Genomic DNA, 11,901 nt, shown 5'->3' on the forward strand with positions numbered 1-11,901 from the left:
TGGGGACGCCCGGCGAGCGGATCATGGGAGACTCACCCTCATGGACGGCAAGGCGGCCCCCAGGGTGGCGGGCGGAGGGACCACGCGGACGCGGCTGGACCGGGGGCGCGGAGCACTCGGCCCGGCACTCGAACTCGTGCACACCGGACGCGCCCCCACCCGTGCCGTGCTCACCGCCGAACTCGGGGTCACCCGCGCGACCGCGGGCGCCGTCGCCGCCGAACTGGAGGCGCTCGGGCTGATCCGGGTCGACGCGCACCCGGGTGCCGCCGCGGGTTCCCAGGGACGGCCCTCGCACCGGCTGGAGGTCGACGGGAACGGTCCCGTCGTCCTGGCCGCGCAGGTGCACACCGACGGCTGGCGCGCCGCCCTGGTCGGGCTCGGCGGGCGGATCGTCGCCACCGCGCCCGGCTGCGAGACCGTCGACGCCGACCCGGCGAAGGTGCTCGGCTCCGTCGTCGACGCGGGCGCCGAACTGCTGCGCGCGACCGGACGGCGCTGCGTGGGCGCCGGGCTCGCCGTACCGTCCGCGGTCGCCGAGCCGGAGGGCCTCGCGCTGGCCCCGCTGCACCTGGCCTGGCCCGCGGGCGCGCCCGTACGGGAGATCTTCGCCGAGCGGGTGCGCGCCGCCGGTATCGCGGGGCCGGTGTTCGCGGCGAACGACGTCAACCTCGTGGCCCTCGCCGAGCACCGGCACGGCGCGGGGCGCGGCGCGCGGGACCTGCTGTGCGTGGCCACCGGGCACCGGGGAGTCGGCGGTGCGCTGGTGCTCGACGGCCGTCTGCACCGGGGGAGTTCGGGCCTCGCGCTGGAGGTCGGGCACCTCACGGTCAACCCCGAGGGCGGGCGCCCCTGTCACTGCGGCAGCCGGGGCTGCCTGGACGTGGAGGCGGACCCGCTGGCCTTCCTCACCGCGGCCGGCCGCGACCCGGGACCCGAGGTGTCACTGCTCCGCCAGGCCGAGGACCTGATCCGCAACCGGTACGACGACCCGGCCGTCCGCACGGCCACCGAGGCCCTGATCGACCGGCTGGGCCTGGGACTGGCCGGCCTGGTCAACATCCTCAACCCCGACCGCATCATCCTCGGCGGCCTGCACCGCACCCTCATCGAGGCCGATCCCGACCGGCTGCGCGCGGTCGTGGCCGACCGCAGCCTGTGGGGGCGGCAGAGCGGAGGCGTACCGATTCTGCCCTGCACCCTGGACCACAACAGCCTCGTCGGAGCGGCCGAGTTGGCCTGGCAGCCGGTGCTGGACGACCCGATCGCGGCACTGGCCTGAGTTCCGCGCCTCGGCGCCGCGCGTCTGCCGGGCCCGGCCGGGCCCACAACGGTCCGGTGGTACGGGACGGACGGGCGTGCGCGCCCGCACGCGGAGACGCGCCGGTACCGCTGACGGCACCCACGCGCCGGGGCCGGCCCCGCGAGGAGCCGGTCACCGCCCGGTCAGCCTGCGACGGCCGACCGGGCGGGAGTGTGTTCGGCCCGTCGTCTGCGCGGGGCCGGCCGGTGGGTGGCGGTGTGCACGGCACCGTGCGACGGACGCTTCGGTGCCGCCACGGACTCCACGGATTCCTCGGAGGGCGCCGGCAGCGTGAACCACACGACCTTCCCCGAGGCGCCGTGGGGCCGCGCGCCCCAGCTCTCGCTCACCGCGGCGACCATGGCGAGACCACGGCCGCACGTCTCGGTGATGTCCGCGTCCCGCAGCTCGGGCAGGCGCGGATCGTTGTCGTGCACCGAGACCGTGAGCCGGTCGAGCAGCAGCTCGATCTCCACGGTGCACGACTTGTCCGGTTCGGCGTGCCGGTGGACGTTGGTGAGCAGTTCGGTCACACCGAGCGCCGCCTGGTCTATCAATGAGTCGAGGTGCCAGTAGCGCAATTGTGCAGAGACGATTCTGCGCACCTGGCCTATCCGCGTCGGCAGGGCTTGCAGCTCCACCGTGCAGTGCCTGCTTGGGTTGCTGATCACGACTGCGACTCCCCGAATTGAGGTCCGGAAGAAGACGGAGGACGGATCCAGCGAGGTGGCTGCGGGACGACGCCGCCTGCTGTGCGGCCGCACTCGGCTGCCGCCTGTCTTGGCGCGGAGTGGCTGCCTGCGGCGGCCGCCCGCGGTCGGTCCTGACCGGCGGGCTGGTTCGCAGCGTTATCGCCGGTGCACCCAGAGTGACGTGACATCAGCGTGACTCAGGGCCTTTCATCCCGCAACTCGCGGCCTGTCAGTGGCCGCGCCCCGCTGCCCTGCGCACGGCTTCGATGAACCGTCGCGCCGAGGGCGGCCCGGGCTTGCCCGGAGCGGGGTCGTGCTCGCCGAGAACCAGTGTGTAGCGCGTGCCGTTCAGATCGGCCAGCGCCCGGTCCTCAGGGGAGAACCAGGGCCTGGAGGCGCGCACCGCCTGTACCGGTGCGCTGTCGATCTCGCTGCCGTAACTGGTGAGCAACTGCAGCCTGCCGTCCTCGATCCGCACCTGTCCGGCCCGGGTGAGTGAGCGCAGCCTCTTGCCGATCCGCACGCCCGTAGCCGCGAATTCCGGCTCCGTCATGTTCCGTCCGCCCCCTTGTGCGTGTCGGCTGAGCTCTCTCGGAAATCCCTGTGGGTCCTGCTGCGATGTGCACCCCCGTGCGGGCTTCTCGGCCCGTGCGGTGCAGTCTGCACGCCCCCGCCGTCGAGCACCAGTGCGCATGGTCGGCGCGGCCCGCCGTCGACGGCCCGCGCCGGTCGAATACGCCCCTTGTGCGCCCGCGCACTACCCGTCACAGGTGCGCTTGGGGGTTCCCAAAGGGCTGTTTATGCAGGTGAGAAGCGTGCGACGGGTGTCTATGATCGAGGAATCCGACCGCGCACACCGCCGTCGGCGAGATGTGTAAGGAGCCCCGTGGTGACCCCCTCTCCGACCCCCTCGACCGGCCGGATCACCGACACGGTGGACATCGACCGCAGCGACGCCGCGTACCGGGCGTGGCTCAAAGAAGCCGTGCGCAAGGTGCAGGCCGACGCCAACCGCTCGGCCGACACGCATCTGCTGCGCTTTCCGCTCCCGGAGGCCTGGGACGTCGACCTTTACCTCAAGGACGAGTCGACCCACCCCACCGGAAGCCTCAAGCACCGGCTCGCCCGCTCGCTCTTCCTGTACGCCCTGTGCAATGGCTGGATCCGTCCGGGCCGTCCGGTGATCGAGGCCTCCAGCGGCTCCACGGCGGTGTCGGAGGCGTACTTCGCGGCGTTGATCGGAGTGCCCTTCATCGCGGTGATGCCGCGCACGACGAGCGCCGAGAAGTGCCGACTGATCGAGTTCCACGGCGGCCGGTGCCACTTCGTCGACGACTCCCGCACGATGTACGAGGCCTCGATCGCCCTCGCGGCCGAGACGGGGGGCCACTACATGGACCAGTTCACCTACGCCGAACGTGCTACGGACTGGCGCGGCAACAACAACATCGCCGAATCGATCTTCCGTCAGCTCCGCCTGGAGCGCTTCCCCGAACCGGCCTGGATCGTCGCCACGGCCGGTACCGGTGGCACCTCGGCGACCCTCGCACGGTACGTCCACTACAGGCAGTATGACACTCGCATATGCGTCGCGGACCCGGAGAACTCATGTTTTTTCGAAGGCTGGTCCACCGGCGATCCGGACGTCACGTGTGAGCGCGGTTCCCGTATCGAGGGCATCGGGCGCCCGCGCATGGAGCCCAGCTTCGTACCGGGCGCCGTCGACCGGATGATGAAGGTGCCGGACGCGGCGAGCGTGGCGGCCGTACGGGCCCTGGAGACGGCGATCGGCCGCAGGGCGGGCGGCTCCACCGGCACCGGGCTGTGGAGCGCGCTGCGGATCGTCGCCGAGATGGTGGCCGAGGGCCGTCGGGGGAGTGTGGTCACGCTGCTGTGCGATCCCGGGGACCGCTACCTCGACAAGTACTACTCCGACGCCTGGCTCGCGCGACAGGGCCTCGACATCGCGCCCTACACGGCGGCCGTCGAGACCCTGCTGGAGACGGGGGCGTGGCCGGCCTGAGCGCGTACGGGCGGTGCGGCGGGCGCACCCGCGCGAAGCGCCCGCGCCGCGTGGTGCGCCACCGCGGAGGGCGGCGCGCCCGCGCGGCCACGGGGGACGGCGAGCGCGCCCGCCCGGCGCCGGTCCCGGCCGGACGCTCAGACGGACGCCAGCCGGCGGTCCAGCGCCACGAGCCCGTCCCTGACCGCGCGGGCCAGACCCGGCCGGCCCAGGCGCAGGACGAGCAGCACGGGCGCGAGGGCGTCGGCGGCCCAGCCGAACCGCACCCGGGTGCCCGTACCGGCCGGTGTCAGGCGCCACTCCTCCAGCAGGGCGCGCATCCCGGGCACATTGGTCTCGTCGACGCGGTACGCGTACAGCGCGCCGGGCTCGGCCGCGACGACCGACTCCACGCAGCGGACCCCGGCCTTGAGCCGGACCTCGCGCCCGGCGCCGTCGCCGATGGGCCGGACGTACCGCACGCCGGGGAACCACTCGCTCCAGCCGGCCACGTCCTCGGCCATGGCGCGGTAGACGGCGTCCGGGGACGCGGACATCTCACGGGTCACCGCCAGACGCAGCGGTGCGGTTCCGGTGAAGTCGAGCCCCACCGGGCGCAGCAGGCGAGTCATGGACGCGACCCCCTTGCGGCCGGGCGCCCTGGCGGGCGCCAGCAGGCAGGTGACGGCAGCGCCACCATAACCGGCACACGACCGCATGTCTGCACGCCGGACGCCGGACGCCGACGAGGCCCCTGCCCGCACGCCGGGCGTGCCCGTACGTCAGACGTGCCTGTGCTGCGGGCACGCCCTGCCCCGGACTTGCCCGTTCGTCAGACGTCGCCCGGTTCCCCGGACCCGCCCGCGACCACCAGCTCCCTGAGGTGCTCGGCGACCTCCGTGCGTGCCGCGTCCGGCAGCCCGGCGTCGGTGACCAGCGTGTCGACCTGCTCCAGGGAAGCGAACGAACTCAGGCCCACCGTGCCCCACTTGGTGTGGTCCGCCACCACGACCACGCGGCGCGCCGACTGGACGAGCCGCCGGTTGGTCTCCGCCTCCGCCAGGTTCGGCGTGGACAGGCCCGCCTCGACCGATATGCCGTGCACGCCCAGGAACAGCACGTCGAAGTGGAGCGCCGCGATCGCCTGGTCGGCGACGGGCCCCACGAGGGAGTCCGACGGGGTGCGCACCCCTCCGGTGAGCACGACCGTCGCCGCGCCCGGCCGCTGCCCGGACGTGCGCTGCGCGGAGTGGAACACGTCGGCGACCCGCACCGAGTTGGTGACCACGGTCAGATCCGGCACGTCGAGCAGCCGGTGCGCGAGCGCGTACGTCGTCGTCCCCCCGGAGAGCGCGATCGCCGCTCCCGGGGCGACCAGTTCGGCCGCGGCCCGCGCGATGTCCTCCTTGGCGGACAGCTCCAGCCCGGACTTGGCCTCGAACCCCGGCTCGTGCGTGCTCGCCTCGGCCACCGGGACCGCGCCGCCGTGCACCTTCTCCACGGCGCCCTGACGGGCGAGCGCGTCGAGGTCACGACGGACCGTCATGTCCGACACACCGAGCTTGCGCGTCAGTTCGTTGACCCGGACCCCGCCGCGGCGCCGCACCTCGTCGAGGATCAGGGCACGGCGCTGCTCCGCGAGGAGGTTCTGGTTGTCACTCACGCCCGCTCCGGTCCTTTCGCCCCATCACGTCTCCCGTACCCCCTCCGACGAGGGCGTTCCTTGCGCGCCCGGTCCCGAGGACGTCCCATCCTCGCACGGACCGGCAGACGTCGCGCCACCGCCTGGGGGAGACGTGGACACGTCACACCGGCGGCTAGTACCGCCCGATCGGGGAGATTCGGTGACCGCGGGTGTACACGCCGCCCGATGGCGGGATCATGTGCGTGCACATCACAGCTGCCATGGGCGAAACACGGGGGAAAGGGCAGAACAGTGGCACGTGCGGCGGAACCCAGAGAGAACACGGCGGACGGCGAGGACCCCGACAGCGCGGCCGGCGCGGACGGCACCGCGCTCGAACTCCTCGTCCACGGCGTGGGCGGCACCACGCCCGAGAAGATGCTCGACGATCCACGGACCGTCCGGATCACCGGTGACGGGACCGCGGCTGTCTTCCGGCGCATCGACGACGCCGACGCGGAGAGCCGCCCCGGGGACCACCGCGGCAAACCGGTGCCCGAGGCGTACGTCTGGTGCAACCTCACCTCCGGCAACGGCTCGCGCGCCCTGTGGCTGTTGCTGCTGCCGTTCATGGTGGTCAACCTCGCCCACTGGATGCGGCCCACCACACACGGCCGACGGCGCACGGTACGGCTCTACGGGCTGCTGGTGCGGCTGACCGGACTCACTCTGACCGTGCTGCTCGTGGCCGCCGCCTGCGAGGTCGCCCTCGACCTGACCGCCTGGCAGTGCGCGGGCACGCGCGCGTGCGCCGAGGACCACTCCTGGCTGGGCTTCCTGTCGCCCGACGTGTCCGGCGGCGGCTGGTGGAGCCAGCCGGGCCGCCGCCTGGCCCTCGCCTCGCTGGTACCGGCCGCGCTCACCGGTCTGCTGTGGTACCTGTCCCACCGCACCTGGAGCACGTACGAGTCGCACGAGCCGCTGCACCGCACACCCGGAACCGAGGAGGAGGCCGAGCACACCGCGCTGAGCCGTCCGGGCTTCTGGTACGGGCGCCGTCTCGTGGCCCGGCTGCGCGCCGCCCACACGGCGGCGGGCTTCCTCACCATCGCCGCGGCGGTGGGCACCTCCGCGGCCCGTCACGACCGCGGGCCCGGCGGCCCCGCGCTGCTGGAGGTGCTGGGCTGGCTGCTGAACACCACGCTGGTGGCCGGGGCGGCCGTCACGGTGTGGGTGGTGTGCCGCAGAGGCCGCACCGAGCACCGTCTGGACCGGGAGCTCGACCGGGCCCTGGTGCGCCGCCTGCCCATGGCCTCCGTCGCCGTATGGGTCCTCGCCCTGCTGTACGCGGGCTGGTCGCGCCCGGAGTGGCACTCGGAGCGACGGCTGCCCGGCGACATGACGTTCGGCGGGATCGTGCTGGTGCAGAGCCTGCTCGTCGTCGCGCTCGGGGTCGTCGCCCACACGCTGTACCGCTCGCGGCCCCACGCCCGCACCGCGATGCGGGGCCTCGCCGGGCCCGCGGTCGCGATGCTGGCGTGCGCGCTCGGCGGTGTGATGTCCGGCGGCGTGGCCCAGCGCGTCGCGGACTGGCTGAACGGCACCGGGGACACGGCCGTCCTCGGCCCGCCCGTCCTCCTGACCTGGCAGGCGTCCGTGATACCGCCGCTGCTGATCGTGGTGGTGCTGCTCGTCGCCTGGCTCACCCGCCGCACCACCGTGCTGCGGCGCCGCGAGATGCCCGCGGTGGAACGCGAGTACGGGCTCGCGGCCAGGAGCCACAAGCCGGGACGTCCCAGGAACGCCGACGGGGCCGGCGGGAAGGACACGCCCGCCCCCTCCGACGACGACCCCGAGCGCCGGGACCGCGCCCGCACCCGCCGTATCGCCCGCACCCGTGCCCTGGCCGCTCTCACCGACCGGGCACCGCGCATCGTCGGCGTCGTCTGCGCGGCGGCGCTGCTGCTGGGGGTCGGCGCCCTGCTGGGGGCCACGACGACCGGGAAGACACCGGGCGCGGCGGCACGCGGCACGCACCCCTTCGTCGAGGGCGCCGCCGACACCGCGCAGGCGCTGGGGTCCTGGCTGATCGGGCTCGGCTTCCTCCTGTTCGTCACCTGGGGCCGCCGCGCCTACAAGGACGCCTCCGCGCGGCGCACCATCGGCATCCTGTGGGACGTCGGCACGTTCTGGCCGCGCGCCGCCCACCCCTTCGCGCCGCCCTGTTACGCCGAGCGCGCCGTACCCGACCTCACCTGGCGGATGGAGACCTGGACGCGGGCCACCGGCGGGCGGCTGGTGCTCTCCGGGCACTCCCAGGGCAGCGTCCTCGCGGCGGCCGCCGCCTGGCAGCTGTCGCCCTCGGTGCGCAAGCGGATCGCGCTGCTCACGTACGGCTCACCGCTGGAGCGGCTCTACGGCCGCTGGTTCCCGGCCCACTTCGGCCCGCACGCGCTCGGCTCCCTGCACCGCGAGGTCGACTGCTGGCGCAACCTGTACCGCCTCACCGACCCCATCGGCGGGCCGGTGCGCCTGCCCGGCGACCACGGCCCGCAGGTCGACGCGGAGCCCTTCCGGGACCCTCTGGCCTACGGCCGCACCCGGGCCCACCCGCTGCCCGCGCCGATCCTCGGCCACTCCGAGTACCAGGCCGACCCGGCCTTCGCCAGGGAGCGGAGGCGGCTGCTGGACCGGATCGGACCGGAGGTGCCGGGTCAGCGGGGCACGGGCTGACAGGGCGTCATGAACGCTTGACGGGCCGGTCGGGCGGCGGGCACGGCCGGCGGACGTCGAGGCGGGGTGACGTCAAGGACGGGTGACGGGCTGGTCGGACGGCACGGACGACCGACGGACCGCCGTGCCGTCAGGACAGCTCCGGCAGGTCCTCCGGGTACAGCAGCGTCAGGTCGTCCGTGCTCGGCTCGGCGAGCTGGGCGACCCGGCCCGCGTGCCGCTCGACCATCGCCTCGAAGGTCTGCCGCGCGGTGCGTCCGTTGCCGAACGTCGGGCCCTTCGGTATCGCCGCGAAGTACTTCAGCAGGGCCTCGGACGTGCCCGGCCCGAGCCGGTACTCCTGCTCCTCCGTCTGCTGCTCCACGATCCGCAGCAGCTCCTCGGCCCCGTAGTCGCCGAAGGTGATGGTGCGGGAGAAACGGGAGGCGACGCCCGGGTTGACCGACAGGAACCGCTCCATCTCCGCCGTGTAGCCCGCCACGATCACCACCACCGCCTCCCGGTGGTCCTCCATCAGCTTCACCAGCGTGTCGATGGCCTCCTTGCCGAAGTCACGGCCCGCGTCCTCGGGCGACAGCGCGTACGCCTCGTCGATGAACAGCACACCGCCGCGCGCCCGGTCGAACGCCTCCTGGGTACGGATCGCGGTCGAGCCGATGTGCTCGCCGACCAGGTCGACCCGGGACACCTCGACCAGATGCCCCTTCTCCAGGACGCCGAGCGAGGCCAGGATCTCGCCGTACAGGCGGGCCACGGTCGTCTTGCCGGTGCCGGGGGAGCCGGTGAAGACCAGATGACGCCGGGCGGAGGCCGCCTTCAGGCCCGCCTCGCGGCGGCGCCGGCCCACCTCGATCATGTCGGTCAGGGCACGCACCTCGCGCTTGACGCTCTCCAGGCCGACCAGCGCGTCGAGTTCGCCGAGGACGTCCGCCGAGGTCCGCGCCGTTCTCGCGGTCGCCTGGGGTTCGGCGGCGGGCGCGGCCGGAAGCGCCGGCTCGGTGACGCGCGGGGCCGGGACCGAGCTCAGCAGGCCGACGGTGCCGGCCGCTCGCTGCACGGCGGGCTCTCGCGGCGGCGCGGGCGGCCTCAGCCCTCCGCTCTCGTCGCTCGTGCAGTCCTCCACCAGGGGCCCGCCCACGTCACCGGGGCCGCCGTCCGCGAATTCGTAGCCGCCGCGCGCACAGCGCTCCGTTCGGCACTTGCGCAGTGTCGTACGGCAGCCGTCGATGATGTGGAAGCCGTAGCCGCCGCTGCCCGTGACCCGGCAGTGGAGGAAGGAGCCGCGGCCGTCCGCCGAGACGTAGAAACCGGCCTCCGTGGGCGAGGTGACCGTGCAGCGCTCGACGGTGGGATCGGCGCCCTTGGTGACGATCACCCCGGTCTGCACGTCGTCCAGGGTGCACTCGGACAGTGTGCCGCCGCTGCCGTGGTCGCGGAACCAGGCGCCCGTCGCGGCCTCCCGGATCCGGCAGTCGTCGAGCTGCGCGGTGGCGCCGTCGCTGACCGACACGGCGGTGTTGCGCACCTGCGACAGGTCACTGTCGACGACGTCGGCGCGCGAACCCCGGTCGAGCACGAACAGCGCGTCCGGCACGTCGTGCACCCGGCACGTCTCCAGCACCGCCGTCGCGCCGTCGCTGACCCAGACCGCCGGATAGTCGCCGGTGCTGTCGGAGATCTCGCACTGGTTGGCGTCCACGCGGGTGCCCGGGTCCCACACCGACAGCCCGTTGCGCCCGAACCGCTGCACCGTCGTGCGGGTCAGCGTGAGCACGCTGCGCGAGCGCAGGTCCACCGCGTTCTCGGGGATGTCGTGGATGCGGCAGTCGGCGAGCGTGAGCACGGCGTCCGTGTCGAGGGTGACACCGTCCCCGCTCGTACGGTGCACCTCGCAGCCGGTGAGGTACGCCGCGGCCCGCCCGGTGACCTGCACACCCGAGCCCCTGACCTCGTACACCTCGCAGCCGACCGCCTCCAGCGAGGAGTTCTCGCCGGTCGCCGACAGGCCCACCCCGGAGGCGTGGTGCACCCGGCAGCGCTCCAGCCGGGGGTGGGCGCCGCCGCGGACGGCGACGGCCGCCTGCCCCGCCGCGACGACCTCGCACTCCTCGAACACCCCGCTGCCGCCGTCCAGTACGGCGATGCCGATGCCCGCGGGGTTGTCCACCGTGCAGCGGCGCACCGTCGGACGCGCGCTGCCGCGCACCTCGATGCCGGCGGCGGAGCGGGTCACGATCCGTACGTCGAGCAGCTCCGGCGTGCCGTCCTCGACGAGCAGCGCGGGCGCGGCCGAGTCCTGTCCCTCCACATGCAGGTCCTGCACCACGGCGGAGGCGCTCACGGTCAGCGGCACGCCGTCCGCCGGGGCAATGCGCACGGAACCGGGCGAGCCTTCGGGGCCGCGCAGGGTCACCGCCCGCTCCACCACGAGGTTCTCCCGGTAGGTGCCGGGGGCGACGGTGAGCACGTCGCCGTCGCCCGCCGCTTCGAGGGCCGCGGCGAGCGAGGCGTATTCACCCGTGCGGCGCCGCCACCGCGATGTGCCGGTGTGCGTCACCTGGACCGTGCCCTGTGCCATGGCGCTGCTGTGCCCCCACCTCGTCGAACGCGGGTCGATTGCCGAAGAGTTCGGCCGGTCCACCGTAGCGTGCGCGGGGCGGGGAAGATGACCAGAGACGCGGGGCCGGCCGGCCGTGCTCCGCGCCGCTCAGCTGCCGGTGCCCGTCCTTCCCCAGTCCGGGCCCGCCGTGCCCCAGGCCCGGTCCCAGCGGGCGTACCGGCGCCGCACCATGTGCCAGACGATCAGCCGCCGGGCGCCCTCGACGGACACCGCGGCCCCCAGTGCCGTGCCGAGGCCGGCCAGCACGGCGTGCGTCGTCGCGGTCGAGGTGTCCAGGGGGCGGCCAACGAGGCGGCCCCGCTCGTCCGTCCACAGGGTGAACCGGTCGCCGGGGCGGGGATCCCGGAGCGTCGCCGTGACCGTGCCGTGCTGCTCGGTGCCGTCCGGGGCGGTCCAGTCGGCGACCACGCGGTGGTACCGGTCGCGGGCGGCCGCGGTCTCGGGGTCGAGGTCCAGCGGGGAGGGGGCGAGCGCCCGTACGACGGTGGCCGCGACCTGCTGGCGGTCCCGGCGCTGATCCTGCACGGACCGCTGCAGGGCGTCCTGGGCGGCGGTGCCGACGAGGGTGCCGGCCAGGGGCGCGGCCAGGAGGATCAGCACGAGGGCCGCGAGCGCCAGCCAGGCTTCGAGCAGATCCGTCGTGCGGCGCAGCGGATTGTGCCGCCAGCGCCAGAGTCCGCCGATCGCCCGCACGGTCCCGCACCCCCTTCCGCCCCCCGCTCCCGTGATAACCCCGGGCGGAGCCGTTCACGCGCGGGCCCGGTGGAGAGAGAGCGAAATCACCCCCGGCGCCGTCCCGGGAGCGTCTGCCGGCCTCTCATGAACTCCTCAACTCCTCACGCACACTCAACGAGCGTGGTTCGGGCTGTGCTCCCCGAAAGGGCGGTATCCGCTGCACGAACTGCGTGAGGGGCGAGGGGAGAGCCG

General features: G+C 74.0%; 9 protein-coding genes. 3 read left to right on the top strand and 6 right to left on the bottom strand.

Going from position 1 to position 11,901, the window contains the following annotated elements; translation table 11 throughout:
• The first annotated feature begins 40 nt into the window (after positions 1-40).
• Positions 41-1,282 carry an ROK family protein gene (locus IE242_RS32145; RefSeq protein ID WP_189865652.1) on the top strand — a complete coding sequence of 414 codons (1,242 nt, stop codon included), beginning with the start codon at positions 41-43 and terminating at the stop codon, positions 1,280-1,282.
• A gap of 164 nt (positions 1,283-1,446) precedes the next feature.
• Here IE242_RS32145 and IE242_RS32150 read toward each other — a convergent pair whose 3' ends face one another.
• Positions 1,447-1,974, bottom strand: coding sequence for an ATP-binding protein (locus IE242_RS32150; protein ID WP_189865654.1), 528 nt, complete (start codon positions 1,972-1,974; stop codon positions 1,447-1,449).
• A gap of 250 nt (positions 1,975-2,224) precedes the next feature.
• Positions 2,225-2,548, bottom strand: a complete 324-nt coding sequence (locus tag IE242_RS32155; RefSeq protein WP_189865656.1) for a hypothetical protein — start codon at positions 2,546-2,548, stop codon at positions 2,225-2,227.
• A gap of 336 nt (positions 2,549-2,884) precedes the next feature.
• Here IE242_RS32155 and cds1 point away from each other — a divergent pair, with 336 nt between their 5' ends.
• Positions 2,885-4,018 (top strand): L-cysteine desulfhydrase Cds1, encoded by a 1,134-nt coding sequence (gene cds1, locus IE242_RS32160; protein ID WP_189865658.1) that lies wholly within the window; start codon positions 2,885-2,887, stop codon positions 4,016-4,018.
• 137 nt (positions 4,019-4,155) lie between these two features.
• Here the strand turns inward: cds1 and IE242_RS32165 are convergent, their stop codons facing one another.
• The gene (locus IE242_RS32165; RefSeq protein WP_189865660.1) at positions 4,156-4,629 is read right to left on the bottom strand and encodes an SRPBCC family protein; all 474 of its coding nucleotides are present in this window, start codon (positions 4,627-4,629) and stop codon (positions 4,156-4,158) included.
• 200 nt (positions 4,630-4,829) lie between these two features.
• Positions 4,830-5,660 (bottom strand): DeoR/GlpR family DNA-binding transcription regulator, encoded by an 831-nt coding sequence (locus IE242_RS32170; protein WP_189865662.1) that lies wholly within the window; start codon positions 5,658-5,660, stop codon positions 4,830-4,832.
• Positions 5,661-6,059: 399 nt separating this feature from the next.
• Here IE242_RS32170 and IE242_RS32175 point away from each other — a divergent pair, with 399 nt between their 5' ends.
• A complete protein-coding gene (locus tag IE242_RS32175; RefSeq protein WP_189865711.1) occupies positions 6,060-8,354 on the top strand; it encodes a hypothetical protein in 2,295 nt (764 codons plus the stop codon).
• Positions 8,355-8,484: 130 nt separating this feature from the next.
• Here IE242_RS32175 and IE242_RS32180 read toward each other — a convergent pair whose 3' ends face one another.
• Positions 8,485-10,932 (bottom strand): right-handed parallel beta-helix repeat-containing protein, encoded by a 2,448-nt coding sequence (locus IE242_RS32180; RefSeq protein ID WP_189865665.1) that lies wholly within the window; start codon positions 10,930-10,932, stop codon positions 8,485-8,487.
• A gap of 129 nt (positions 10,933-11,061) precedes the next feature.
• Positions 11,062-11,667 (bottom strand): Rv1733c family protein, encoded by a 606-nt coding sequence (locus IE242_RS32185; protein ID WP_189865667.1) that lies wholly within the window; start codon positions 11,665-11,667, stop codon positions 11,062-11,064.
• Between the last annotated feature and the right edge of the window lie 234 nt (positions 11,668-11,901).

The organism is Streptomyces poonensis, from assembly GCF_014650915.1.
Lineage (GTDB): Bacteria > Actinomycetota > Actinomycetes > Streptomycetales > Streptomycetaceae > Streptomyces > Streptomyces poonensis.

What these genes read in the sequence shown, in the direction of transcription:
- IE242_RS32145 (WP_189865652.1), top strand. Translation starts at nt 41, where the DNA reads ATGGACGGCAAGGCGGCCCCCAGGGTGGCGGGCGGAGGGACCACGCGG.
- IE242_RS32155 (WP_189865656.1), bottom strand. Translation starts at nt 2,548, where the DNA reads ATGACGGAGCCGGAATTCGCGGCTACGGGCGTGCGGATCGGCAAGAGG.
- IE242_RS32165 (WP_189865660.1), bottom strand. Translation starts at nt 4,629, where the DNA reads ATGACTCGCCTGCTGCGCCCGGTGGGGCTCGACTTCACCGGAACCGCA.
- IE242_RS32175 (WP_189865711.1), top strand. Translation starts at nt 6,060, where the DNA reads ATGCTCGACGATCCACGGACCGTCCGGATCACCGGTGACGGGACCGCG.
- IE242_RS32180 (WP_189865665.1), bottom strand. Translation starts at nt 10,932, where the DNA reads ATGGCACAGGGCACGGTCCAGGTGACGCACACCGGCACATCGCGGTGG.